At 71.4% G+C, this 24,374-nt stretch carries 18 protein-coding genes, 1 tRNA gene and 3 pseudogenes; 12 read left to right on the top strand and 10 right to left on the bottom strand.

From position 1 onward, the window contains the following. Nucleotides 1-109 precede the first annotated feature (109 nt). From ABZT06_RS31710 to ABZT06_RS31720, 3 genes are read right to left on the bottom strand one after another with little or no spacing between them, the layout of a single operon-like run. Nucleotides 110-862, bottom strand: coding sequence for a TrmH family RNA methyltransferase (locus tag ABZT06_RS31710; protein WP_355748587.1), 753 nt, complete (start codon nucleotides 860-862; stop codon nucleotides 110-112). Continuing rightward, nucleotides 859-2,274 (bottom strand): HTTM domain-containing protein, encoded by a 1,416-nt coding sequence (locus ABZT06_RS31715; RefSeq protein ID WP_355748590.1) that lies wholly within the window; start codon nucleotides 2,272-2,274, stop codon nucleotides 859-861. Before ABZT06_RS31715 ends, ABZT06_RS31710 begins: the two co-directional genes overlap by 4 nt. Beyond that, entirely contained in the window at nucleotides 2,271-3,284 is a 1,014-nt protein-coding gene (locus ABZT06_RS31720) for a DUF5819 family protein (protein WP_355748593.1), read from the bottom strand. The genes ABZT06_RS31715 and ABZT06_RS31720 overlap by 4 nt, the downstream gene beginning before the upstream one ends. 319 nt (nucleotides 3,285-3,603) lie before the next feature. Here ABZT06_RS31720 and ABZT06_RS31725 point away from each other — a divergent pair. The 4 genes and pseudogenes from ABZT06_RS31725 to ABZT06_RS31740 all read left to right on the top strand — a co-directional run. Next, nucleotides 3,604-3,939 (top strand): annotated as a pseudogene (locus tag ABZT06_RS31725) (phenylacetate-CoA oxygenase subunit PaaJ); the annotation flags it as partial. Then, nucleotides 3,939-4,986, top strand: a pseudogene (locus ABZT06_RS31730) (FAD-binding oxidoreductase). The pseudogenes ABZT06_RS31725 and ABZT06_RS31730, both read left to right, overlap by 1 nt. A gap of 100 nt (nucleotides 4,987-5,086) precedes the next feature. After that, complete coding sequence (locus ABZT06_RS31735) at nucleotides 5,087-6,226, top strand: acyl-CoA dehydrogenase family protein (protein ID WP_355748595.1); 1,140 nt, start codon at nucleotides 5,087-5,089, stop codon at nucleotides 6,224-6,226. Nucleotides 6,227-6,297: 71 nt separating this feature from the next. Continuing rightward, a complete protein-coding gene (locus ABZT06_RS31740) occupies nucleotides 6,298-6,480 on the top strand; it encodes a hypothetical protein (RefSeq protein WP_355748598.1) in 183 nt (60 codons plus the stop codon). A 289-nt stretch (nucleotides 6,481-6,769) separates the two neighbouring features. Here ABZT06_RS31740 and ABZT06_RS31745 read toward each other — a convergent pair whose 3' ends face one another. The 6 genes and pseudogenes from ABZT06_RS31745 to ABZT06_RS31770 all read right to left on the bottom strand — a co-directional run bounded on the left by ABZT06_RS31745 (nucleotide 6,770) and on the right by ABZT06_RS31770 (nucleotide 12,583). Further along, a complete protein-coding gene (locus ABZT06_RS31745) occupies nucleotides 6,770-7,099 on the bottom strand; it encodes a rhodanese-like domain-containing protein (protein ID WP_355749069.1) in 330 nt (109 codons plus the stop codon). 56 nt (nucleotides 7,100-7,155) lie between these two features. Continuing rightward, a complete protein-coding gene (locus tag ABZT06_RS31750) occupies nucleotides 7,156-7,971 on the bottom strand; it encodes a J domain-containing protein (RefSeq protein WP_355748601.1) in 816 nt (271 codons plus the stop codon). A gap of 181 nt (nucleotides 7,972-8,152) precedes the next feature. Beyond that, nucleotides 8,153-9,673: a DUF2252 domain-containing protein gene (locus ABZT06_RS31755; protein ID WP_355748604.1), complete on the bottom strand. Its 1,521-nt coding sequence runs from the start codon at nucleotides 9,671-9,673 to the stop codon at nucleotides 8,153-8,155. Nucleotides 9,674-9,748: 75 nt separating this feature from the next. Further along, nucleotides 9,749-10,176, bottom strand: a pseudogene (locus ABZT06_RS31760) (phospholipase). A 494-nt stretch (nucleotides 10,177-10,670) separates the two neighbouring features. Next, nucleotides 10,671-11,348 (bottom strand): response regulator transcription factor, encoded by a 678-nt coding sequence (locus ABZT06_RS31765; protein WP_355748607.1) that lies wholly within the window; start codon nucleotides 11,346-11,348, stop codon nucleotides 10,671-10,673. Further along, a complete protein-coding gene (locus ABZT06_RS31770) occupies nucleotides 11,303-12,583 on the bottom strand; it encodes a sensor domain-containing protein (protein ID WP_355749072.1) in 1,281 nt (426 codons plus the stop codon). Before ABZT06_RS31770 ends, ABZT06_RS31765 begins: the two co-directional genes overlap by 46 nt. Nucleotides 12,584-12,951: 368 nt before the next feature. Here ABZT06_RS31770 and ABZT06_RS31775 point away from each other — a divergent pair, with 368 nt between their 5' ends. From ABZT06_RS31775 to ABZT06_RS31785, 3 genes are all read left to right on the top strand, one after another. Further along, nucleotides 12,952-13,185, top strand: coding sequence for a hypothetical protein (locus ABZT06_RS31775; RefSeq protein ID WP_355748610.1), 234 nt, complete (start codon nucleotides 12,952-12,954; stop codon nucleotides 13,183-13,185). A gap of 758 nt (nucleotides 13,186-13,943) precedes the next feature. Continuing rightward, nucleotides 13,944-14,681 carry an ABC transporter ATP-binding protein gene (locus ABZT06_RS31780; RefSeq protein WP_355748613.1) on the top strand — a complete coding sequence of 246 codons (738 nt, stop codon included), beginning with the start codon at nucleotides 13,944-13,946 and terminating at the stop codon, nucleotides 14,679-14,681. Then, nucleotides 14,675-17,116, top strand: a complete 2,442-nt coding sequence (locus ABZT06_RS31785) for an ABC transporter permease (RefSeq protein WP_355748616.1) — start codon at nucleotides 14,675-14,677, stop codon at nucleotides 17,114-17,116. The genes ABZT06_RS31780 and ABZT06_RS31785 overlap by 7 nt, the downstream gene beginning before the upstream one ends. Nucleotides 17,117-17,701: 585 nt before the next feature. Here the strand turns inward: ABZT06_RS31785 and ABZT06_RS31790 are convergent. Beyond that, nucleotides 17,702-17,788 (bottom strand) — tRNA-Leu (locus tag ABZT06_RS31790). Nucleotides 17,789-18,275: 487 nt separating this feature from the next. Between ABZT06_RS31790 and ABZT06_RS31795 the strand changes: the two genes are divergently transcribed. The 5 genes from ABZT06_RS31795 to ABZT06_RS31815 all read left to right on the top strand — a co-directional run bounded on the left by ABZT06_RS31795 (nucleotide 18,276) and on the right by ABZT06_RS31815 (nucleotide 24,295). Then, nucleotides 18,276-19,157, top strand: a complete 882-nt coding sequence (locus ABZT06_RS31795; protein ID WP_355748619.1) for a DUF3662 and FHA domain-containing protein — start codon at nucleotides 18,276-18,278, stop codon at nucleotides 19,155-19,157. A 10-nt stretch (nucleotides 19,158-19,167) separates the two neighbouring features. After that, a complete protein-coding gene (locus ABZT06_RS31800; protein ID WP_355748622.1) occupies nucleotides 19,168-19,680 on the top strand; it encodes an FHA domain-containing protein in 513 nt (170 codons plus the stop codon). 98 nt (nucleotides 19,681-19,778) lie between these two features. Continuing rightward, nucleotides 19,779-21,344: a Stp1/IreP family PP2C-type Ser/Thr phosphatase gene (locus ABZT06_RS31805; protein WP_355749075.1), complete on the top strand. Its 1,566-nt coding sequence runs from the start codon at nucleotides 19,779-19,781 to the stop codon at nucleotides 21,342-21,344. A 27-nt stretch (nucleotides 21,345-21,371) separates the two neighbouring features. Further along, entirely contained in the window at nucleotides 21,372-22,826 is a 1,455-nt protein-coding gene (locus ABZT06_RS31810) for an FtsW/RodA/SpoVE family cell cycle protein (protein WP_355748625.1), read from the top strand. Beyond that, the gene (locus ABZT06_RS31815; RefSeq protein ID WP_355748629.1) at nucleotides 22,823-24,295 is read left to right on the top strand and encodes a penicillin-binding protein 2; all 1,473 of its coding nucleotides are present in this window, start codon (nucleotides 22,823-22,825) and stop codon (nucleotides 24,293-24,295) included. The genes ABZT06_RS31810 and ABZT06_RS31815 overlap by 4 nt, the downstream gene beginning before the upstream one ends. Nucleotides 24,296-24,374 lie beyond the last annotated feature (79 nt).

The raw sequence follows: 24,374 nt of genomic DNA on the forward strand, positions 1-24,374 counted from the left end.
AAGCAGTGGCGCGGCATCGCGACCCGCTACGACAAGACAGCCGAGTCCTACCAAGCAGCCGTCACTCTCGCCTCGCTCCTGATGTGGGCGTGACACTTGAAGACAACTCCTAGGACCCGCCGAGACTCCAGTGGTAGAGGGTCATCGCCACACTCGTCGCCAGGTTGTAGCTGGAGACCTGGGGGCGCATGGGCAGCGCCACCAGATGATCGGCACGCGCGCGTAGGTCGGGCGACAGCCCGCTGCGCTCCGAGCCGAAGGCGAGGACGGCGTCGTCCGGGAGCTTCACGCCCCGGATGTCGTCGCCCTCCGGGTCCAGGGCGAACACCGGGCCGGGCGGCAGCTCGGCGACCGTCAGGCGTTCCACCGCGGTCGCGAAGTGCAGGCCCGCCCCACCGCGTACGACGGTCGGGTGCCAGGGGTCGAGCGTGCCCGTGGTGACCACGCCGGTCGCCCCGAAACCCGCGGCCAGCCGGATCACGGCCCCGGCGTTGCCGAGGTTGCGTGGATTGTCGAGGACCACCACGGGGGCGGTACGCGGTGTGTGCGCCAGCTTCTCGAGATGGGCGGCCCGGGACGGCCGTACGGCCAGGGCCGCCACCGCCGTGGGATGCGGACGCGGCACGAGGGACGCGTACGCCGACTCCGGGACCTGGGCCAGCAGCGCGTCCAGGGTGTCCCGTACGTCCGGCGCCAGCTCTTCGGCCAGGGCGAGCGCGGCGCCCCGGTCGACGGCGACCGCCACCGGGACCTCCGCCCCGAAGCGCACGGCGTGCTTGAGGGCGTGGAAGCCGTCGAGCAGCACGGAGGTGTCGGCGAGCCGGTGCCACAGGCTCACGGGATCGGGGGCGGGGGCGGTCATGCGGGGAAGCCTACGTGCCGGGGGTCGGGGTTCTCGGGGTCGCCGGGGGTGGGGTTTTCGGGGCGGGCGGAGGTCGCCTTCTCGGGGTGCCCGGAGGCGGCGAGGTCCTCTGGGTCGGCGCCAGGGTCGCCGATGAGGTGCGGGGACTGCGCGGGCTCCGGCTCCTTCAGCGCGCCCCGCCCTTCGGGACCGCGTTGCCCCACGGGACCGACGCGTTCCCCTTCCGGACCGCGCTGTCCGGGCAGTCCCGCGCCCGGGGCGTCCCCGCCCGTCAACCGTGCCCACAGCCGGACACGCGCGCGGGCGAGCCCCTCACCGAGTCGGCGCAGGAACGTCGTCGGCAGGAAGACCGAGTCGGCGGCGATCATCGCCAGCGAGAAGAACGGCAGTCCGAGGACGACCGCGATCACCGCGTGCTCGGTGATCATCGCGGCCAGCAGGATGTTCTTGACCCGACGGTTGAACAGGGTGAACGGGAAGGCGACCTGCACGGCGACCGTCCCGTAGGTCACCAGCATCACCATGACGCCGTTCGCCGACAGCAGGTCGGCGAGGGCGGGCCAGGGCGAGAAGGACTCCAGGTGGAGGGGGTAGTAGACGGCCGTGCCGTCCTGCCAGCGGGAGCCCTGGATCTTGTACCAGCCCGCCGTCGCGTAGATGAGGCAGGCCTCGGCCATGATCACGAGCAGGGCACCGTTGTGGACGATGTTGCCGACGACGTCGAGCATGATCCGCGACTGTCCGGACCGGGTGAACCGATCGACCGCCCACCACAGGCCCTGTGCCAGCCACAGGGCCCACAGCAGCGCCGGGACGAACCGGTCGCCGTTCAGCCTGTCCAGGAAGGCCGCCGACACCAGCACCAGCCCGAGGACACCCCACAAGGCAGGGCCGACGCGGTCCACGCCATGCTCTCCACGCGCGTGTGCCTCCCGCGTGCGCCGGGCCCGCCGCTCGTCCAGCGACCAGACCTGGCCGCAGCGGGTGAGGACGAGGTAGATGCACATCAGGTGCAGGACGTTGTCGCCGCCGTCGCCCATGAAGATGCTGCGGTTCTGGAGCGAGAGCACGCCGACCATGAACAGCACGGACATCGCACGGGTGCGCCAGCCGAGCAGCAGCAGCAAGCTCGACACAGCGGCGAGCACGTAGACCGTCTCGAACCAGAACCGGCCGTCCGACCACATCAGGGCCGTGAACGCGCCGTTGAGCGAGATCAGCTGGTCGGCGAGGTTCCAGCTCCACGGACCGTCCGGCCCGTACAGCTCCTGGCGGTGCGGGAACTCGCGCAGCAGGAACAGCAGCCAGGTCGCGCTGAAACCGATACGGATCATCGCGGTCTGGTAGGGGCCGAGCGCGGCCCCGGTGACGCGGGCGATGCCGGTGGACACCGCCAGGGCGAATCGGTTCACCGGGCGCTCCCCTGGGTGTCGTCCGCCGTCACGGCCCACCAGAGCAGCTCGCGGTAGGCCGGCTGCACCGAGACCTTCTCCTCGCTCCACTTCGGCGGGGGCACATTGGAGGTCCTGGAGCGGACCTGGACGCTCACGAGGACGGCGCCCCGTGCGGTCACGCGGTCGCGCTCCAGACGCAGTACCACGATGCGGCGGAGATAGGTCTCCGACAGGCTGCCGCGCAGGCCGACCGGGCGGTTGTCGGCGTCGTGCGTGGCTACGAAGAAGTCCCAGGAGCGGCGCAGCTCGTTCTGCTGCGTGTGGCTGGGCAGCGGATTGCCGTCGACGGCCCGGCCGTCCTGGGCGGACAGGTCGTACCAGCCGGTCGTACGGCTGCCGCCGTCAGCGGTCCGTGTCCGGGCCCGCACCTGCACCGCGATGTTCTGCTGGAGCGGGTTCGGCGCGAAAAGCTTCCAGTTCTGCTCGAACTCCGGGTAGACCCAGTCGTCGACCGCCCCGCCGTGCTGCCTGGTCATCGTGTTCGGCGGCGCGACGTGCAGGAACACCATCCCGATGTGCACACAGACGGCGACGGCCACGACGGCGAGCGCCAGTGCGGCACCTATCTGATAGCGGAGCGAGAGGGCGGCCACGCCGGTACGTGGGTCGGGGCCGGGATCGAGATCGCGGTAGGGCGCGGGGGTCGGGGTCGGGGCGGCCGGGCGTATCGCGGCGGGGTCGGCGGGACGGGTGTCAACGGGCCGGGTGTCGCCGGGGCGAGTGCCCGTGGGGCGGGTGCCGGCGGCCTCGGCGTACGCCTCGTGCGGGGCCGACCGCACGTCGGCGGGTTCACGATCCGGTGCGGGGTGCGCCTCCCGGGCCTCGGTGGACGTGTCCGGCGCACCCGGCGCCTCCGGACCGTGTGGCTCCTCCCGCCCCGCCGGCTCCTCCGACTCAGGGGCATCGACCGGCTCGCTCGCGGCGCCCGGTCCTTGCCGGGCGTTCGAGCCTCCGTCGTACGCGTCCATTCCGCCCCGTTCCCGATTCCGGTCCGTCCACCACCGCCGGGCCGCAAGGGGCGGCGGCGCCCGGTGGCCGGCGCCGGTACCCGCCTCGCCGCGGTGGCTCGCACGGCACGGTACTCAGACCCGGCCGCTCCGCACAGCCCCTGCCGAGGGGCACCGCCGTGGCCGTTCTCACTCCCGCCCCGGTTTTCCACAGGTTGCCCCGCGGGTTTTCCACAGCGGTTGACACCTTACGGCGCCCGGCACACCATGAAATCGCACGAACCGAACGATCGGTCGGTAGCAGATTCCGGCGGAGCCCAGGTCGAGGGGGCCTCATGGCGACATAGAGCGGGTGCTGCACCGAAACGGCGTGCGGGAGGTCACCGTCCGCACCGCTCTCGCGCCGGCTTGGTCGACCGACGACATCACGGCCGAAGGGCGCCGCAAGCTGCGGGAGTTCGGCATAGCGCCACCCCTCACCGTGGCCGCATCCGGACCGGTCGCGGTGGGTCTCGGGCCCACGCGGACACGCGACGCTGCGGCCGAAGCCGTCCTCTGCCCGCACTGCGGTTCCGCCGGCACCGATCTGCTCAGCCGGTTCTCCTCCACCGCGTGCAAGGCGCTGCGTCGGTGCCTGGACTGCCGTGAACCGTTCGACCACTTCAAGGAGTTGTGATGGCCCGCTTCCGCTTCCACCCGCTCCCGGTGGCCGCGGTCGACCGGCTCACCGACGACTCCGTGGCCCTGACCCTCACCGTGCCGCCAGAGCTGCGCGGGGAGTTCCGGCACGCCGCGGGCCAGCATCGCCCTGCGCCGCCCGGCCGACGGCACGGAAATACGCAGGACCTACTCGATCTGCTCCCCGGCGCCCGACGCGAAGGGACCACGTGAACTGCGGGTCGGCGTGCGGCTGGTGGAGGGCGGCGCCTTCTCGACGTACGCGCTCAAGGAGATCGACGTCGGTGACGAGCTGGAGGTGATGACCCCGGCGGGCCGGTCCACCCTCCACCCGGCGCCCGGTCTGTACGCGGCGATCGTCGGCGGCAGTGGCATCACCCTGGTGCTGTCCATCGCGGCGACACTGCTGGCGCGCGAGCCCGCGGCCCGGTTCTGTCTGATCCGCAGCGACCGTACGTCCGCGTCGACGATGCTCCTGGAGGAGGTCGCCGACCTGAAGGACCGCCATCCCGAGCGGTTCCAGCTGGTCACGGTGCTCTCCCGGGAGGAGCAGCAGCAAGGCTGCCGTCCGGGCGGCTCGACCGGAGCGGCTGACCGGGCTGCTGCCGGCGCTGCTACCCGTGGACCGGGTGGCGGGGTGGTTCCTGTGCGGACCGTTCGGACCGGTGGAGGGTGCGGAGAAGGCGTTGCGGGAGCTAGGGGTCGCCCGTGCCCTGATCTACGAGGAGATCTTCCACGTGGACGCGGCCGCCCCCGCTCCGAAGGTTCCCGCGTCCGCGCACAGCACCGTGACCGCTCGGCTCGACGGGCGAGGCGGCAGCCGGCCGGTCCAGGACGGTGAGTCGCTGCTGGAGACGGTGCTGCGCAACCGGTCCGACGCTGCAAGGGCGGGGTGTGCGGGACCTAAGGGGCCTTCCTGGTCTCCGGCGAGGTGCGCATGGACCGCAACTTCGCGCTGGAGGCGGAGGAGACACAGGCGGGCTATGCGCTGACGTGCCAGTCGCATCTGGTGACAGAGAAGGTGGAACTGGACTTCGACAGGTAGGACGGGGGGAGCCCGTTCCCTTCTTCTAGAACTTGTTCTATCTTGACGGACCGTCAGATCAGCTGACCCGATCTGCCGACCCGTCGGAAGGACAGGGACCGTGGACTTCACCTTCAGCGAGGAGCAGCAGGCGGCGGCCGAGGCAGCGCGGGGGGTGTTCGCCGATGTCGCACCGGACGCGGTGCCGTCTCCGGCGCTCACCACGGGTGCCGTGGCCGACGAGTTCGATCGCGCGCTGTGGGCCACGCTCGCCGACGCGGACCTGCTGAGCCTGCTGCTGGCGCAGGAGTACGGCGGGGCCGGCCTGGACGCCGTCGCGCTGTGCCTGGTGCTGCGTGAGTCGGCGAAGGTGCTGGCGCGGGTGCCCCTGCTGGAGAGCAGCGCGGCCATGGCGGCCGTACAGGCTTACGGCGGGCCGGAGTTGCGGGGGGAGCTGCTGGAGCGGGCCGGGCGCGGGGAGGTCGTGCTGACCGTCGCCGCGAGCGGCCGCACCGGGCACGACGCCGCCGGACTCGCCGTCACGGCGCGGCAGGAGGGGGAGGGGGCCGACTGGGTCCTGGACGGGGTCCAGACCGCGGTGCCGTGGGCGTACGACGCGGACTTCGTCGTCGTACCGGCGCATACGACCGCCGGCCGTACCGTCCTCGCGCTGGTGCCCCGGGGCCGTGACGGGGTCGCGCTCGGTGAGCAGTTCTCCACCAGCGGGGAGCGGCTGGGCGAGTTGCGGCTGGAGTCGGCGCGGATCGCCGCGCGGGACGTGATCGACGTCGAGGGCGCGTGGGAGTGGCTGCGGGATCTGCTGACCACGGGGACCTGTGCGCTGGCGCTCGGGCTGGGCGAGCGGGTGCTGCGGATGAGCAGTGCGTACACCAGCGAGCGGGAGCAGTTCGGGTTCCCGATCGCCACCTTCCAGGCCGTCGCCGTACAGGCCGCCGACCGTTACATCGACCTGCGGGCGATGGAGGTCACGCTGTGGCAGGCGGCGTGGCGGATCGCCTCGGGAGCGCGGGGTTCGCTGCCCGTCGCGGGGGATGTCGCCGTGGCCAAGGTCTGGGCGTCGGAGGGGGTGAGGAGGGTGGTGCAGACGGCACAGCATCTGCACGGCGGGTTCGGCGCCGATGTCGACTACCCCCTGCACCGGTACCACGCGTGGGCCAAGCATCTGGAGCTGTCGCTCGGTCCGGCGGCGGCGCACGAGGAGGCGTTGGGGGATCTGCTGGCCGCACATTCCCTGGGGTGAGGCGAAACCGCAGAACCCTTGATCGGCGACTGAGAGGGTGACGGAACCGCTCCCACAGTAGGAGGCAGAGCATGATGGTGCTCGCCCTGTCCGGCATCCTTGTGCTCACCATCGGGGGATGTGTCTGCGTCTGGTGGGCAGCGCGGGGCGGCCCACGCTGGACGCGCGCGGTGTCCGCCGCGACCCTCGCTGCGGGCGAGCTGGCCCGGCGCGCGAGCCGTTATGACCGGAACCCGAGCAGCGGAGACGACTGAGCACCCTCCGCCCGGACTGAGCACCCCACCCTCCGCCCGGAAAATGCCCGATGGCTGCCGGAATCTGCCAGGGCGGCCCGAGCCTGCCAGGGACCGCCGAAGATGCCCGGAACTGCCCGACGCTGCCGGGGCTGGCAGGAACTGCCCGGACCTGCGGGGAGCGACCGATGGCTGCCGGGAACTGCCCCACGCTGCCGGGGTTAGCGGGAACCGCCGGGCCTGCCCGGACCTGCCAGGACTGCCCATGCCGGCCGGGAACTGCCCGACGCTGCCGGGGCCCCGCCGGAGGCTAGAGCACGAAGCCCGGTCGGCCGTCGTCGGTCACCACGGGGCGGCCCACCTCGGCCCACAGCTGCATCCCGCCGTCGACGTTCGCGGCGTCGATGCCCTGCTGGGCCAGGTACATCGTGACCTGGGCGGAGCGGCCGCCGGACCGGCAGATCACGTTGACGCGGCCGTCCTGCGGGGCTGCCTCGGTCAGCTCGCCGTAACGGGCCACGAACTCACTGATGGGAATGTGCAACGCCCCTTCGGCGTGACCCGCCTGCCACTCGTCGTCCTCGCGGACGTCCAGCAGGAAGTCGCCGTCCTTGAGGTCCGTGACCTGGACCGTGGGCACACCAGCACCGAAGTTCATGGGGCCGACGCTACCTGACGCCCTGGGGACGCGGCCGGTCACTCCTGCGCGAGCAGCTCCGTGAGCTCCGCCTCCCGAGTGGAGACGTCGGCCAGGAGCTTCTCGGCGATCTCCTCCAGGAGACGGTCCGGGTCGTCCGGTGCCATCCGGAGCATCGAGCCGATCGCGCTCTCCTCCAGCTCCCGCGCGACCACCGAGAGGAGTTCCTTGCGCTGGGCGAGCCATTCGAGGCGGGCGTAGAGCTCCTCGCTGGGGGTGGGGCCCTGCTCCGGCGGCTTGGGACCAGCGGCCCACTCCTCGGCCAGTTCCCGCAGGAGAGGCTCGTCGCCGCGGGAGTAGGCGGCGTTGACCCGGGTGATGAACTCCTCGCGCCGCGCCCGCTCGGTGTCGTCCTGGGCGAGGTCCGGGTGGGCCTTGCGGGCGAGCTCGCGGTAGAGCTTGCGGGCCTCGTCGCTGGGGCGCACCCGCTGCGGGGGCCGTACCGGCTGCTCGGTCAGCATCGCGACGGCTTCCGGGAACAGACCCTCCCCGTCCATCCAGCCGTGGAACAGCTCCTCGACGCCGGGCATCGGCATCACGCGGGCGCGGGCCTCCTCCGCCTTGCGCAGGTCCTCGGGGTCGCCACTGCGGGCGGCCCGGATCTCCGCGATCTGCGCGTCCAGCTCATCGAGGCGGGTGTACACGGGGCCGAGCTTCTGGTGGTGCAGGCGGGAGAAGTTCTCCACCTCGATGCGGAAGGTCTCCACCGCGATCTCGTACTCGATGAGCGCCTGCTCGGCGGCCCGCACGGCCTGCTCCAGCCGCGCGGTGCCTGCGGCGGCTGTGCCGGGGGGGTCGGTTTCCGGGGACGTCATCCGGACAGCGTAACTGTGCGGGGGTGAGGCGAGCGCCTTCCGGGGTGGCGGGCCAGGGGTGGTCGGGCGGGTGCGGGTGGCGTTGTGGCCGGTCGGCCCCCGCGGTGAAGCCGCACATGGACACGGCCCCGGGCCCTTGGGGGTGGGTGCGGGCCCGCCGGTCACAATGCTCCCGGCCTCCTCACACCCCCGTCTCCGCCGCGATCCGTCCGGTCCGCACGGCCGCCACCAGCTCCCCGTGGTCCGCCTCCGTGCGGTCGGCGTAGGTGACGGCGAAGGTGGCGATGGCCTCGTCGAGTTCGTCGTTCTTGCCGCAGTAGCCGGAGACGAGGCGGGGGTCGGCGCTGTGCGAGTGGGCGCGGGCCAGGAGGGCTCCGGTCATGCGGCCGTAGTCGTCGATCTGGTCGGCGGAGAGGGCGGCCGGGTCGACGCTGCCCTTGCGGTTGCGGAACTGGCGGACCTGGAAGGGACGGCCGTCGACGGTCGTCCAGCCCAGCAGAATGTCGCTGACGACCTGCATCCGCTTCTGGCCGAGGACCACCCGGCGGCCCTCGTGGTCGACCGACGGGACGTCGAAGCCCGCGGTGACCAGGTGCGGCAGGAGGGCCGAAGGCCGCGCCTCCTTCACCTGCAGGACCAGCGGTTCGCCGCGATGGTCGAGCAGCAGGACGACGTAGGAGCGGGTGCCCACGCTGCCCGTGCCGACGACGCGGAACGCCACGTCGTGCACCGCGTGGCGGGCCAGCAGCGGGTGGCGGTCCTCGGAGAGCGTGGTCAGGTAGTGCTCCAGGGACGCGGCCACCGTCGCGGCCTCCTCGTCGGGCACCCGGCGCAGCACCGGCGCGGCGTCCACGAAGCGCCGGCCGCCGTCCTCGGTGAGCTCCGTCGACTTTGCCGCGAAGCGCCCGCTGGTGTTGGCGCGCGCCTTCTCCGAGACCCGCTCCAGCGTGCCGACCAGGTCATGGGCGTCGGTGTGGGAGACGAGTTCCTCGTCCGCGATCGCGTTCCACGCGTCCAGCACCGGGAGCTTGGCCATCAGCCGCATGGTGCGCCGGTACGCGCCCACCGCGCCGTGCGCCGCCGCGCGGCAGGTCTCCTCGTCGGCGCCGATCTCGCGGCCCGCGAGGACCAGGGAGGCGGCGAGCCGCTTGAGGTCCCACTCCCAGGGGCCGTGCACCGTCTCGTCGAAGTCGTTCAGGTCGATGACCAGGCCGCCGCGGGCGTCGCCGTACAGGCCGAAGTTCGCCGCGTGGGCGTCGCCGCAGATCTGGGCGCGGATCCTGGTCATCGGGGTGCGGGCCAGGTCGTACGCCATGAGGCCCGCCGAGCCGCGCAGGAAGGCGAACGGCGTGGCCGCCATCCGGCCCACCCGGATCGGCGTGAGCTCGGGGATACGGCCCCGGCTCGACTCCTCGACCGCCTCGATCGCGCCGGGGCGGGAGATGTCGAGGTCCAGCGCCGCATGGGCACTGCGCGGGACGCTCTCCCGCAGGGCCTTGCCCTCCTTCTTGGGCGAGCCTTCGACGGGCCACTGGGCGAAGCCGGGAACCACCTGCCGCCGGGCGGGCCCCGCGGCCGTGTCGGCCGACACCGAGGCCGACACCTCCGGCGCCCCGGCCCCCTCACCGGCCCGCGCCCCGGCCTTCGCCTCCGCACCGGCATCGGTCACACCGACCGCCTCCCCCGTGACTCGCAAGAACATCAACTCGTGCCGACCGTACAACCACCAGCCGAAACGCGTCAGACCCTGTGGACGGCGGATGTCCGTGGACCTGGCTCAGCCCAGCGCGTCCACGGCCCGGTAGTACGTCCACGCCGTCGCGCGCACGAGGTCTTCTCCACGCCCGAGTACGTGGTGCACACACGCTTGAGGTCGGCGCCTCGAAGGTGCCGGCCGCCTCGTAGCTGCCGTAGCCGAAGCCATGACGGACACAGGCGTTCGCGAACGGGAACCCTAGGGGGTTGTCGGGGAGGTCGTGCAGTAGTCGGTTGACCAGTCGAAGCCGTACGCGCTCCAGGCGCTCTGGCCGCGCGGGCGGCGAAGAAGGCGTTGTAGCTGCTCGCATAGGACTGGGTCCAGCTGCTGAGCACGGCGCTCTTGCCGGCCGGGGCGACCGGGGCGGCCTCAACGGCGGAGGCCGGAAGCAGGACGGCGGTCACGGCGACGGCGGAGGTGAACAGGGGCGCGGCGAGACGACGGCGCATGGGCTCTTCCTCCGGGGCACGGGGACGCCCCGACGGGACTCGTCGAGGCGTGGTCCAGCGAAGGCCGGAGCCCTATGCCGCACGCATGCCGCAGCTACAGAAGGAGGTCGCCTCGGCCGGAGGACGGCCGCACTGCCAGGAGAGCCGCGCGACTAGGGAGAAGTCACCCCTAGCCGGGAGAGGCCGCACCCACTATCGAAATGCCACCCGCAACCGCAGAAGGCCGCGCCGACCAGGAAGAACCCGCCCCTCAGCTGCGGATGACCGCGCCGACCGGGAGAAGTCACCCCGCGGCCCGGGGGGACGGCCGCACCGCCAGAGAGAAGTCACCCCCAGTACGGGGACGGCCACGCCGACCATCGAAAAGCCGCCCGCAACCACAGTTGACCGCGCCGACCAGGAAGACCCCGCCCCCCAACCGGGAGGACCGCGCCAGCCAGGGCAAAGCCCCTCTGGCCGACGAAAGCCACCCCGCCGAAGCCCCACAGGAGACGTCACGATCGCAAATATGCGAGTACCGCGAGTACCCGGCGGTGGGTCTCGTCCGCCGGTGGCAGGTCCAGCTTCGTCAGGATGCCGCCGATGTGCTTGCCCACCGCCGCCTCGGAGACGACGAGTTCACGCGCGATGGCACCGTTGGACTTGCCCTCCGCTATCAGCGCCAGGACCTCCCGCTCGCGAGGGGTGAGCCGCTCCAGCGGATCCCGGCGCCGGCGCAGCAACTGCCGTACGACCTCGGGGTCCACGACCGTGCCGCCCTCCGCCACCTCGGACAGCGCGTCGACGAACTCCTCGACCTGGCCGACGCGGTCCTTGAGCAAATAGCCGACGCCCGTGCCGTCGCCGGAGTCGAGGAGTTCGGAGGCGTACGTCCGCTGCACGTACTGGCTGAGCACCAGCACCGGCAGCGCGGGGCGGCTCTCCCTCAGGCGGACCGCCGCGTGCAAGCCCTCGTCCTGGAAGCCGGGCGGCATACGGACGTCGGTGACCACGATGTCCGGGCCGTGCTCCTGGACCGCCGCGATCAGCGCCTGCGCGTCGCCGACCGCCGCGACGACCTCGTGACCGCAGCGGCCGAGCAGGCCTATGAGTCCCTCCCGCAGCAGCACGCTGTCCTCGGCCAGGACTACACGAAGCGAGCGGCCGCCTCGCTCAACTCGGTCGCCTCGCAAGGGAACTCCACACGCAGCAGGGTCGGTCCGCCCGGCGGACTGGACAGGGAGAGTCTGCCATCCAGGACCGACACCCGGTCCGCGAGTCCGGTCAGTCCGCTGCCCGCCGAGGCGTCCGCGCCGCCACGTCCGTCGTCGCGCACCTCGAGGACCAACCGCCCGCCCGTGTGGCCTCCGGACACCTGGGCGCGGTTCGCCCCACTGTGCTTGGCGACGTTGGCGAGAGCCTCGCAGACCACGAAGTACGCGGCCGCCTCCACCGCCTGCTCGAACCGTCCCGGCAGCGGGAGGTCCACGTCGACAGGGACCACGGAACGGTCGGCCGCGTCGGCCACGGCGGCCCCGAGGCCGTAGTCCGCCAGGACCTTCGGGTGGATGCCGTGGATGAGTTCACGCAGTTCCGCGAGGGCCTTGCCCGCCTCGTCGTGGGCCTTGGCGAGCTGGTCGGCGAGTGGTCCGGGCGGGGCGTCGAGGCGGGCCAGGCCCAGGGTCATGGTCAGGGCGACGAGGCGCTGCTGGGCGCCGTCGTGCAGATCGCGTTCGATGCGCCGGCGCTCCGCCTCGAAGGCGTCCACCAGCCGCACCCTGGACCGGCTGAGCTCCACCACCCTGGCGCCCAGGTCACCGTCCCGGTCGGCGATCAGCAGCCGGGTCAGTTCGGCGCGGGCGCCGGCCGCGACGCCCAGGACGTAGGCGCCGAGGGCCAGCAGCAGCACACCGAGCACGGCGACCCCGGACGCCGTCGGCCAGGTGGTGACCGTCCACTGCTTGAGTACTTTCGTCTTACGGCCCTCACCGAAGGTGGCCATGAGCAGCGGGGTGGCGGCCAGGGAGAGGGGGAAGAGCAGCGCGACCGTGACCACCAGCGCGTCCAGCGGCCACAGCAGGCCCGCGAACAGCACGGTGTACGCGAGCTCGCGCCAGGTGGCCTGTTCCTTCAGGCGGGTCGTCAGCCAGGACACCAGCCTCTCGGCGGCCGGTGCCTGGTGAGGGTCCGGTGCCGGGTCCAGGTCGACCAGGCCGAGCCTGCGCCGCTCCACCCAGGCCACCGGCAGACCGGCGAGCGCCAGCACGACCAGCAGCGGCAGTCCGACGAGCACGATGGCGAGCGCCCCGCCGACGGCCGCCAGCGTCACCAGCCCGATCAGGGCGAGGACGCCGGTGACCGCGCCGGTCAGCAGGTAGCCGACCGAGCGCCAGGGCCACGCCGACAGCAGAAAGCCCGGCCGGGACATGGCCTGCCACACATTCCGAGGGTGCATGGGAATCACCGTAGAAGGGCGGCCCGGCGCCCGGCCATGGGTCCAGGGGGCGGGCCGGGGGTAGGGCCGGCCATACCCCCCGGGCGGGAGCGACGGGATCCGGCCGCGTCCGCGCCGGAACACGGGTCCGTCGTACGGCTGCCCCGGCCGTCGTACGGCTGCCCTGGCCGTCGTACGACGATCCCGGCCGCCCCACAGCAAGTAACGCCCGTCCGCTCGCAGGCTCTTGCCATGGCAGGCTGCCGCCGAATCGAAGGCACAATGCCGCCGATATGCGGTGCGAACAACGGCAAAAGGAAGACGCTTCAGCGTTCCGCGCCCGCCGGGCCGCTCCTTGGGCCGTGGCCGCAATCCATCGCAACCGCACCCCTACGGCGGGACGCCGGCTGCTGATCCTGTTGGACGACGCGGCCGGCGAGCTCCGGCTCGACGCGCTGCTGCCTGCGACGACGACGGACGCGGCGGTGCGGGTGACCGGCCGGTACCGGCTCACCGTCGTGCCCGGTTCACGCACCGCCGTCCGGAACCGATGGGTGCCTCGGAGTCCCGCGCACTGTCGCGGCGAACGCCGGTAACGCCCGGATCGTGGTGAGCCGGAGGCGGCCGACATGATGGTGCGGTCCTGTGCCGGACTGCCAGCCGCGCGGCTGGGCGAGCTCCGCACTCGGACGGACGTGGGACGTGTCCTCGCCTCGGCCCTGCGGGCCCGGCCGCACGGCGTGGGGGACCCCGCGGGTGTGCTGGCATCGCCCTCCCGCGGTCCGCAGCGGAGCCGCGGTGGAGACCGGGCTGTCCGAGGACACGGCCGAGAACTGCTGGAGCGGCTGCTCGAAGGTCCGCTGCTGAAGACGGCGGGCAGCGACGCCGAGGGCGGTTGGGTTGAGCGGCGGTCCTACGGCTGTCAGGGCGCGCTGCGCGAGGTGATCCGCTTCCCCGGTGAGCCGGTCCGAGCGCCGGGGGTATGCCCAGCCCTACCCCAAGTCTCGTCCCTGCCGCACTGCGCCCGAGTGTCCCCACACGGTTTCGTGGAGTCACCGAAAGAACGAGAGAGGCGGCACCCGGATGACGGCTTGGCCGGAGTAGACGGCGGCGCCGGCATCCGCGCCCCTGGTGCTGCTGCTACCCGCGCTGGACCACCCCGGCTGCGACTCAGACAGCTCCTTGCTACGCCAGCCACCCGCCCCCTGCCACCTGCCACGCGCCACGTCAGACCCGCACACCCCGGCACCCCGGCCCAGCCCGCAGTGGCCGTACCGGCGCCGGCGCTCCGAGCCCCGAAACCGCCGTCCCGCCCGGGTGCGCGGGAGGACCGACACCGAACGAGTGGGGACAGATGAACAACGACGCCATCCAGTTGCGTTCCGTCAGCAGGAGCTACGGGTCGGGCGAGGGCACCGTGACCGCCCTCGACCAGGTCTCCCTCTCCTTCCCACGCGGTACCTTCACCGCCGTCATGGGCCCCTCCGGCTCCGGCAAGTCGACCCTCCTGCAGTGCGCCGCGGGCCTGGACCGCCCCACCTCGGGCTCGGTCTCGGTGGACGGCACCGAGCTGACCAAGCTCAGTGAGACCAAGCTGACGCTGCTGCGACGCGAGCGCATCGGGTTCGTCTTCCAGGCGTTCAACCTGCTGCCCGCGCTGACCGCGGAGCAGAACGTCGCCCTGCCGCTGCGCCTGGCCGGCAAGCGGGTCGCGAAGTCCCGGGTGCGTGAGGTGCTCCAGCAGGTCGGGCTCGGCGACCGGGCCCGGCACCGGCCCACCGAGATGTCCGGCGGCCAGCAGCAGCGCGTCGCCCTGGCCCGCGCCCTGATCACCCGCCCCGAGGTCCTCTTCGGCGACGAGCCGACCGGCGCCCTGGACTCGCAGACCAGCCGTGAGGTGCTGGCACTGCTGCGCTCCATGGTCGACCGCGAGGGACAGACGATCATCATGGTCACCCACGACCCGGTGGCCGCCGCCCATGCCGACCGCGTGGTCTTCCTCGTCGACGGCCGGGTCAACGGCGAGCTGATCAGGGCCAGCGCGGACGGCATCGCGGCGCGTATGACCAAGCTGGAGGCCGTGCCGTGCTGAGCGTCGCCCTGCGCACCCTGCGCACCCGATGGGTCACCTTCGTCGGCAGTTTCGTCGCGCTCTCGCTGGGCGTGGCACTCCTCGCCGTGATGGGTCTGGCCCTGGCCTCCTCCCTGCACGCGCCCGAACGGCAGCCGGAGCGGTTCGCCGCGGCGCCGGTGGTCGTCCAGGGACAGAACACCCTGTCGGTGCCGACCCCGATCGGCGACCGCACCCAGAAGCTCGCCCACCCGCGCGCGGTGCCCGAGGAGACCGTGGCGAAGCTGCGGCGGCTCGGCCCGGTCGTCGCGGACCGGTCCTTCCCGGTGCGGGCCGCGAAGGGCCCCGGCGACCTGGTCGGCCACCCCTGGTCCACGGCAGCCTTCGCGCGGTACGAGATCGACGGGGGCCGTGCTCCGCGCGGCGCCGACGAGGTCGTCGTCACCGGCGGCTGGGCGCGGCCCGGTGAGCGGGTCACGACCGACCGCGGCACCGTGACGGTCGTCGGAACCGTCGCCCCGCGCGGCTTCGAGGACGCCGTCTTCTACACCGACGCCCGGGCCGCCGAACTGTCGCCGAAGAGCACACAGTTGGTGGTGAAGGCCGACGCGGCGGAGGTCCGCGAGGTCGTCGGGGGCCAGGATCTCCGGGTCCTGACCGGTACCGACCGCCGTCTCGCCGACGCCGATCCGGATCGCGACAGCGAGGCGCTCACCGCGATGAACGCCATGTTCGGCACCGCCGGCGGGGTCACCGCGTTCGTGTCGGTGTTCGTGGTGGCGTCCACGTTCGCCTTCGCGGTCGCCCAACGGCGCCGGGAGTTCGGACTGCTGCGCACCGCGGGGGCCACGCCCGGCCAGATCCGGCGGATGGTGTTCGCGGAGGCCCTGGTGGTCGGCGTGCTGGCGTCGGCGGCGGGCTGTGTGCTGGGCGCGTACGGCGCCCCCAGGCTCGCCGCGTGGGTGGTAAAGGGCGGTCTCGCGCCCAGCTGGTTCACCATCGGCGACTTCACCTGGCCGTACCACATGGCCTTCTGGACCGGTCTGCTCGTCGCGCTGCTCGGGGTGATCGCCGCGTCCTGGCGGGCCGGCCGCACCGGGCCCACCCAGGCGCTGCGCGAGGCGTCCGTGGACACCAAGGCGATGACCTGGGGCCGCTGGCTGTTCGGGGCGGGTCTGCTGCTGACCGCGGCGGTGACACTGGGTCTCGTCCTGGTCTCCGACCCGGGTGAGCTGCTGCACCGCAAGACGTATGTGAGCCGTCCGATGCTGCTGATCACCGCGGTCGCGCTGCTCGCGCCGATCCTGGTGCGTCCGCTCACCCGGCTGATCGCCTGGCTGCCGGCCCAACTGCCGGGCGCGGGCGGGATGCTGGTGCGGGAGAACGCGGCCGCGGGCATCCGTCGTACGGCTGCCATCGCGGCGCCCGTCCTGGTCACCGTCGCCCTCGCCGGCTCCCTGCTGGGTGCCACGGCCACCCTGAACGAGGCGAAGGCCACCGAGACACGGAAACAGACGGCGGCCTCGTTCGTCGTCACCCCGGACGGGGACGCCGGGTTCGACGCGGCGACGCTCGCCCGGCTGCGTGCGACGAAGGGCGCCGTGGTCTCGGCCACCTCGGCAAGTGCCGTGTACGTCCTGGAGGACGGTGTCGCCCTCATCAAGTCCGAGGCCCGCGCCGCAGAGGCCGCCCCGCTCGCCAGGACCGTGCACCTGCCGCTGGCCGCCGGGAAGGTGAGCGACCTCGACGACCACTCGATCATCGTCAACAAGGAGTGGGAGAAGCACACCGTCGGACAGAACGTGGACGTCTGGCTCGGCGACGGCACGAAGAAGTCGCTGCGGATCGCCGCGGTGATGACGACCGGCACCGGCAACAACGGCGCCTGGGTCACCCCCGCCAACGCCCCCGGAGCGAGCGTCGACCGGGTGGACGTGGCCCTCGCCGACGGCGCCGACCCGGCCGCCGTGGCCGCCGCGCTCACCAAGGCCGGCGGACAGGTCTTCACCAAGGACCAGTGGGTGCGGGCGAGTTACCCCGAGACCAACCGGACCACCCGCTACGGCTTCCTGCTGGTTCTCGGCATCGCCCTCCTCTACACCGGGATCTCCCTGGCCAACACGATGGTCATGGCGACCTCCGACCGGGTGCGCGACCTCGCCGTCCTGCGGCTCGCCGGGGCCACCCAGGGGCAGGTGCTGCGGCTGGTCGCTGGCGAGGCACTGATGGTCGTCGCGGTCGGCGGAGTGCTCGGACTCCTGGTCGCCGGGCTCAACCTGGCGGGCATGTGGAGCGCGCTCGGTCTGCTGTCGGTGTGGAGCCCGGTGGAGATGCCGTGGGCGGAGCTCGGAGCGGCCGTGGGTGCGTGTGCCGTGCTCGCTGTGGTGTTCTCCGTCGCCCCGGCCGGGCTGGCCATGCGGCGCCGGCCCGTGGAACTGGTCGGCATGCGGGAGTGACCCCCCGACCGCGCCGATCGGCACCTCCCCCGTCCCGGTCGGCGCCACCCCGCCCGTGGGTCCACCCCGGGTCCCACCGAGCGGAACGACGGCCGGTCCGCCCCTCACAGGGCGCACCTCACGCCTCCGCCACGGCAGTACAGCGCATGTTTCACGTGAAACAGAAAAAAATCGGGCCGCCGGGTCGGCGAAGCCCAGACCACGGAGAGTTGGCAGGCGAACCGGCCGCTCTGCGAGGAAGCTGTGGCACCGCTCCCGGCCGAGCACCGCCTCGGCCGAGGCGGTCGGCAGCCGGACTGCTGGTGCGCGGCGGTGAGGAGGCAGGATCAAGAACCCTGGGTCGGCGCTCCACTGGAACGGGCGTGGAGGTAGACGCCCATCCGGCCTCGCCCCTGAAGCGCACGCTCGTCGGCAATGTGGTCGACGAAGAAGGCCCCGACCCGTGAGATAGCTCACGAGCTGGGGCCTTCCATATGTCCTGACAAAGGTGTGTGATGTCTCACAGTCACCAGACCTGCCAGGAAACCAAAAACGGACCTCTGCGGTGACTTCCGTCACCTGCAGAGATCCGTCGTCGGTACCTCGTGGTGCGCGAGGGGGGAGTTGAACCCCCACGCCCTTTCGGGCACTGGAACCTGAATCCAGCGCGTCTGCCTATTCCGCCACCCGCGCATTGGGTGTGTCCTCGGGCCCCTCGCCTTGCGGTGCGGCGCCTTCCGACACGCAGAACATTAGCACGCTGGAGAGGGTGGGTTCACATCCCTTATCCGGGGGCAGCCGCCCACCAGCGGCTTCGAAACGGCGCCCCGACCGAGGTGCCGTCGGACCCGTGTCGACCTGCGCCGGTGCACGTATCAACTTGTGCTGGTTCACGTATCAACCTCGTACCGGTAGCCCCCGTCCCCCCAGGACAGGTAGGGGTCCACAGTCAGGTGCGGGACACTGGTCTGCGGCCGCCTCTACGATCCTTGACGAAGGAGTGGGACAGCGGAGTTCGAAGTGGAGCTCCACAGGGAACTTCGGAGGCGTCGACACCCGTCGACCGTGCCGACAGGGGGAACCAGCCGATTCACCGGCGCGTGGATACGATCAGTAAGCAGTACCAGGTAAACAGCAGCCGGCGCAGTACCCAGGACGGCAAGGACGGAGGAGGTGCCTCATGGGAGTCCTGAAGAAGTTCGAGCAGCGTCTCGAAGGTCTGGTCAACGGCACCTTCGCCAAGGTGTTCAAGTCCGAGGTCCAGCCCGTGGAGATCGCGGGCGCGCTCCAGCGGGAGTGCGACAACAACGCGACCATCTGGAACCGCGACCGAACGGTCGTACCCAATGACTTCATCGTGGAGCTGAGCACGCCGGACTTCGAGCGTCTCAGCCCCTACTCGGGCCAGCTCGGCGACGAGCTCGCCGGCATGGTGAGCGACTACGCCAAGCAGCAGCGCTACACCTTCATGGGACCGATCAAGGTCAACCTGGAGAAGGCGGACGACCTCGACACCGGTCTGTACCGGGTGCGCAGCCGTACGCTCGCCGCCTCCACCAACCAGCAGGCCCCCGGAACCGCGGCCCCGGCCGGCCGCCCCGGCGCACCGGCACCCGGGGCCGGCTACGGCTACCCGCCGGCCGCCCCGGCGGGCGCCCCGCCCATGCCGGCCGCCCCGCCTCCCGGCCGTGGCGCCCCCGGCGGCTACGGCTATCCGCAGCCGGCCCAGGCCCAGCGCCCCGGCGCCGGCGGCCCGGTCGGCGCGCCCGCGCCGGGCTCCCGCACCCGCCACTGGATCGAGATCAACGGCACCCGCCATCAGATCTCCCGCGCCACGCTGGTGCTGGGCCGCAGCACCGAAGCCGACGTGCGGATCGACGACCCCGGCGTCTCGCGCCGGCACTGTGAGATCCGGACCGGAACGCCCTCGACGATCCAGGATCTCGGGTCCACCAACGGCATCGTGGTGGACGGGCAGCACACCACCCGCGCTACGCTCCGCGACGGCTCGCGGATCGTCGTGGGCAGTACCACCATCATTTACCGGCAAGCCGAAGGGTGAAGCGGGGGCAATGTCAGAGCTGACCCTGACGGTCATGCGGCTGGGTTTCCTGGCCGTACTGTGGCTGTTCGTGATCGTGGCCGTGCAGGTCATCCGCAGCGACCTGTTCGGTACGCGCGTCACCCAGCGCGGCGCGCGCCGGGAGGCCGGCCGTGCCCAGCAGTCCCAGCGGCAGGCGCCCCCGCAGCAGCGCCAGCAGCCGGCCGCCGGGGGCCGCCAGCGCCGTAACGCGCCAACCAAGCTGGTCGTGTCCGAGGGCACCCTCACCGGCACCACCGTCGCCCTCCAGGGGCAGACCATCAGCCTGGGCCGGGCGCACGACAGCACCATCGTGCTGGACGACGACTACGCCTCCAGCCGCCATGCCAGGATCTACCCGGACCGCGACGGCCAGTGGATCGTCGAGGACCTGGGCTCGACCAACGGCACGTATCTCGACCGATCGCGGCTGACGACTCCCACACCGATTCCGCTGGGCGCGCCGATCCGCATCGGCAAGACCGTCATCGAGCTGCGGAAGTAGTGCTACATCATGAATAGGCGCGAGCGGAGCGAGCACGCGGCGTGGGCCCCCACCCCGGGCCCCGGCGCGCTCCCGACCGGAGGGTGGGCACCGTGCGGATGTACCCGGAGCCGACGGGCGAGGTGCGCATGAGTCTGTCACTGCGCTTCGCCGCCGGATCGCACAAAGGCATGATCCGGGAGGGCAACGAGGACTCCGGATACGCCGGGCCCCGCCTGCTCGCCATCGCCGACGGCATGGGCGGCGCCGCCGCCGGCGAGGTCGCCTCCTCCGAGGCCATCTCCACCATCGTCGCCCTCGACGACGACGTCCCCGGCTCCGACGTCCTCACCTCGCTCGGCGTGGCCGTACAGCGCGCCAACGACCAACTGCGCTCCATGGTCGAGGACGACCCCCAGCTGGAGGGCATGGGCACCACGCTGACCGCCCTGCTGTGGACGGGCCAGCGGCTCGGCCTCGTCCACGTCGGCGACTCGCGCGCCTACCTCCTGCGCGACGGTGTCCTCACGCAGATCACGCAGGACCACACCTGGGTGCAGCGCCTGGTCGACGAGGGCCGCATCACCGAGGAGGAAGCCACCACACACCCCCAACGCTCCCTGCTGATGCGGGCATTGGGCAGCGGCGAGCACGTCGAGCCCGACCTCTCCATCCGCGAGGTCCGCGCCGGCGACCGCTACCTGATCTGCTCCGACGGCCTCTCCGGCGTGGTCTCCCACCAGACCCTCGAGGACACCCTCGCCAGTTACCAGGGCCCCCAGGAGACCGTGCAGGAGCTCATCCAGCTCGCACTGCGCGGCGGCGGCCCCGACAACATCACGGTCATCATCGCCGACGTCCTCGACCTGGACACCGGGGACACCCTCGCCGGGCAGCTCTCCGACACCCCGGTCGTGGTCGGCGCGGTCGCCGAGAACCAGCACCAGCTGCACGACAACAACATCATGCAGACCCCCGCGGGCCGCGCCTCCGGGCTCGGCCGCCAGGGCCACGGACAGGGCGGAGGCGGCGAGTTCGGGCCGTCCCACTCCTCCGACACCACCGGCTACACCCCCGCCGGAAGCTTCGGCGACTACTCCGACGACGACTTCGTCAAGCCCCGCAAGGGCCGCAAGTGGCTGAAGAGATCCTTCTACTCGGTCCTCGCGCTCGCCGTCATCGGCGGCGGCCTGTACGGCGGCTGGCGCTGGACGCAGACCCAGTACTACGTCGGCGTCAACGACGAGCACGTGGCGCTGTACCGCGGCATCAGCCAGGACCTGGCGTGGGTCTCGCTCTCGAAGGTGTCCAAGGACCACCCCGAGATCGAACTCAAGTACCTGCCGCCGTACCAGCAGAAGTCGGTCGAGGGCACCATCGCCGAGGGCGGCCTGAAGACGGCCCAGAAGAAGATCGACGAACTGGGCGTCCAGGCCTCCGCGTGCAAGAAGCAGGCAGAGGCTCAGGCCACGGAGAGCAAGAAGAACTCCAAGACGGGCGAGGGCCAGGCCGGCGGCACCACGGGAACCACTCTGTCCTCCCTGACGTCAAAGGCCACACCGACCCCGACGAGCACGACCTCCCCGTCCCCGAGCGCTTCCGCATCCCCGAAGCCCACTCCCACCCCCGGCCCCACCCTCTCGGACGAGGAGAAGCAGGTCGTCGGGAACTGCGGTACGCAGTAGGCAAGCCGTGAGAGGCCCTGTCACACGATGAGCAGCAGTACTTCGAACACGTCGACGCACCACACGTCCACGATCGGCGCGATCGGCGCACCGAGCCGCCGCAACACCGAGCTGGCGCTGCTGGTGTTCGCCGTCCTCATCCCGGTCTTCGCCTACGCCAACGTGGGCCTGGCCATCGACGACCAGGTCCCCACCGGGCTGCTGAGCTACGGCCTGGGCCTCGGCCTGCTGGCCGGCGTCGCCCACCTCGCCGTACGCAAGTTCGCCCCGTACGCGGACCCGCTGATGCTGCCGCTGGCCACCCTGCTCAACGGCCTCGGACTCGTCGCGATCTGGCGCCTCGACCAGTCCAAGCTGCTCCAGCAGATCCATGTCGCCGGCGGCAAGGCCACCAACCAGCTGATCTACACGGCGATGGGCATCGCCCTGTTCGCCGTCGTCCTGGTCTTCCTCAAGGACCACCGGGTCCTGCAGCGCTACACCTACATCTCCATGGTCGGCGCGCTGGTCCTGCTGCTCCTCCCGCTGGTCCCGGGCCTCGGCGCCAACATCACCTACGGCGCCAAGATCTGGATCCAGGTCGGCAGCTTCACCATCCAGCCCGGTGAGTTCGCCAAGATCGTCCTCGCGATCTTCTTCGCCGGCTACCTCATGGTCAAACGGGACGCGCTCGCCCTCGCCAGCCGCCGCTTCATGGGCCTGTACCTGCCGCGCGGCCGCGACCTCGGCCCGATCATCGTCGTCTGGATGATCTCGATCCTCATCCTGGTGTTCGAGACCGACCTCGGTACCTCGCTGCTGTTCTTCGGAATGTTCATCATCATGCTGTACGTCGCCACCGAGCGGACCAGCTGGATCGTCTTCGGTCTGCTGATGTCCGCAGCCGGTGCCGTCGGCGTGGCCAGCTTCGAGCCGCACGTCCAGACCCGTGTCCAGGCCTGGCTCAACCCGATGCACGAGTACCTGCTCAGCCGCAACGGCAGCAACGACGGCATCGTCCACTCCGAGCAGGCCATGCAAGCCCTGTGGGCCTTCGGCTCCGGCGGCACCCTCGGCACCGGCTGGGGCCAGGGCCACTCCGAGCTGATCCGCTTCGCCGCCAACTCCGACTTCATCCTCGCCACCTTCGGCGAGGAACTGGGCCTGGCCGGCCTCATGGCGATCCTGCTGATCTACGGCCTGATCGTGGAGCGCGGCGTCCGCACCGCCCTCGCCGCCCGCGACCCCTTCGGCAAGCTGCTCGCCATCGGCCTGTCCGGCGCCTTCGCGCTCCAGGTCTTCGTGGTGGCCGGCGGTGTGATGGGCCTGATCCCGCTGACCGGTATGACGATGCCCTTCCTGGCCTACGGCGGCTCCTCCGTCATCGCCAACTGGGCCCTCATCGGCATCCTGATCAGAATCAGCGACACCGCCCGCCGTCCCGCGCCCGCCCCCGCCCCCAGCCCCGACGCCGAGATGACCCAGGTGGTCCGCCCGTCATGAACAAGCCCCTGCGCCGGATCGCGATCTTCTGCGGCCTCCTGGTCCTGGCCCTGCTCATCCGCGACAACTGGCTCCAGTACGTCAAGGCCGACAGCCTCAGGGAAGACCCGGACAACCGCCGCGTGCTCATCGCGCGGTACGCCACGCCCCGCGGCGACATCATCGTCGACGGCAAGGCCATCACCGGGCACGCCGAGACCACGTCGGGCGACTTCAAGTACAAGCGCACCTACAAGGACGGCGCGATGTGGGCGCCCGTCACCGGCTTCGTCTCGCAGGCCTACGGCGCCACCCAGCTGGAGTCCATCGAGGACGGCATCCTCACCGGCACCGACGACCGGCTCTTCTTCCGCAACACCCTCGACATGCTCACCGGCAAGCCGAAGGAGGGCGGCAACGTCGTCACCACCCTGAGCGCGGCCGCGCAGAAGGCGGCCTACGACGGACTGAAGAAGCAGGGCGGCAAGGGCGCGGTAGCCGCCATCGAGCCGTCCACCGGCAAGATCCTGGCGCTCGCCTCCTACCCGTCGTACGACCCCTCCACGATCGCCGGTGGCAGCGACTCCGACGCCGAGGCCTGGAAGAAGATCGACAAGAAGAACAACCCGGACGACCCCTCGCTCAACCGGGCGCTGCGCGAGGTCTACCCGCCCGGCTCCACCTTCAAGGTCGTCACCGCGGCCGCCGCCCTCGAGAACGGCCTGTACAAGTCGGCCGACGAGCAGACCGACTCCCCGCTGCCGTGGACCATGCCCGGGACCACGACCCAGCTGAAGAACGAGGGCAATATCCCCTGCAAGAACGCCACCATGCGGGTCGCCCTCCAGTACTCCTGCAACACCGTCTTCGGCAAGATCGGCTCCGACCTCGAGAACGCGAAGATGCTCGAAGAGGCCAAGAAGTTCGGCTTCACCGAGGAGCAGTTCACGCCGGTCCGCTCCAGCGCGTCGGTCTTTTCCGACGACATGAACAAGTCGCAGACCGCGCTGTCCTCGATCGGCCAGTACAACACCGCCGCGACCCCCCTCCAGATGGCCATGGTCGCCTCGGCCGTCGCCAACAACGGCACCCTGATGAAGCCGTACATGGTCGACTCCCTCCAGGCCCCGAACGTGGACACCCTCGAGAAGACCGAGCCGGAGAAGCTGAGCGAGCCGCTGTCCCCGGAGAACGCCCAGATCCTCCAGTCGATGATGGAGACGGTCGTCGAGAAGGGCACCGGCACCACCGCCAAGATCGACGGCGTCACCGTCGGCGGCAAGACCGGCACCGCCCAGCACGGCGAGAACAACAGCAAGAACCCCTACGCCTGGTTCATCTCGTACGCCAAGGTCGGCGACAGCGCGCCGGTCGCCGTCGCCGTGGTCGTCCAGGACGACAAAGCGGTCCGCGAGAACATCTCCGGCAGCGGCCTCGCGGCGCCCATCGCCAAGAGCGTCATGGAGGCGGTCATCAACTCCAAGAAGTGACCCCGCTCACGTCACCTCCACATCGATGCACGTTGCGATACCGGTCCTGTATCGGGTGACGCACTTGGCCAGGTCACAC

Source organism: Streptomyces sp. NPDC005483, from assembly GCF_040606035.1.
Classification (GTDB): Bacteria; Actinomycetota; Actinomycetes; order Streptomycetales; family Streptomycetaceae; genus Streptomyces.

What these genes read in the sequence shown, in the direction of transcription:
- ABZT06_RS31710 (WP_355748587.1), bottom strand. Translation starts at nt 862, where the DNA reads ATGACCGCCCCCGCCCCCGATCCCGTGAGCCTGTGGCACCGGCTCGCC.
- ABZT06_RS31720 (WP_355748593.1), bottom strand. Translation starts at nt 3,284, where the DNA reads ATGGACGCGTACGACGGAGGCTCGAACGCCCGGCAAGGACCGGGCGCC.
- ABZT06_RS31740 (WP_355748598.1), top strand. Translation starts at nt 6,298, where the DNA reads ATGATGGTGCTCGCCCTGTCCGGCATCCTTGTGCTCACCATCGGGGGA.
- ABZT06_RS31750 (WP_355748601.1), bottom strand. Translation starts at nt 7,971, where the DNA reads ATGACGTCCCCGGAAACCGACCCCCCCGGCACAGCCGCCGCAGGCACC.
- ABZT06_RS31755 (WP_355748604.1), bottom strand. Translation starts at nt 9,673, where the DNA reads ATGTTCTTGCGAGTCACGGGGGAGGCGGTCGGTGTGACCGATGCCGGT.
- ABZT06_RS31770 (WP_355749072.1), bottom strand. Translation starts at nt 12,583, where the DNA reads ATGTCCCGGCCGGGCTTTCTGCTGTCGGCGTGGCCCTGGCGCTCGGTC.
- ABZT06_RS31780 (WP_355748613.1), top strand. Translation starts at nt 13,944, where the DNA reads ATGAACAACGACGCCATCCAGTTGCGTTCCGTCAGCAGGAGCTACGGG.
- ABZT06_RS31795 (WP_355748619.1), top strand. Translation starts at nt 18,276, where the DNA reads ATGGGAGTCCTGAAGAAGTTCGAGCAGCGTCTCGAAGGTCTGGTCAAC.
- ABZT06_RS31800 (WP_355748622.1), top strand. Translation starts at nt 19,168, where the DNA reads ATGTCAGAGCTGACCCTGACGGTCATGCGGCTGGGTTTCCTGGCCGTA.
- ABZT06_RS31805 (WP_355749075.1), top strand. Translation starts at nt 19,779, where the DNA reads ATGTACCCGGAGCCGACGGGCGAGGTGCGCATGAGTCTGTCACTGCGC.
- ABZT06_RS31810 (WP_355748625.1), top strand. Translation starts at nt 21,372, where the DNA reads ATGAGCAGCAGTACTTCGAACACGTCGACGCACCACACGTCCACGATC.
- ABZT06_RS31815 (WP_355748629.1), top strand. Translation starts at nt 22,823, where the DNA reads ATGAACAAGCCCCTGCGCCGGATCGCGATCTTCTGCGGCCTCCTGGTC.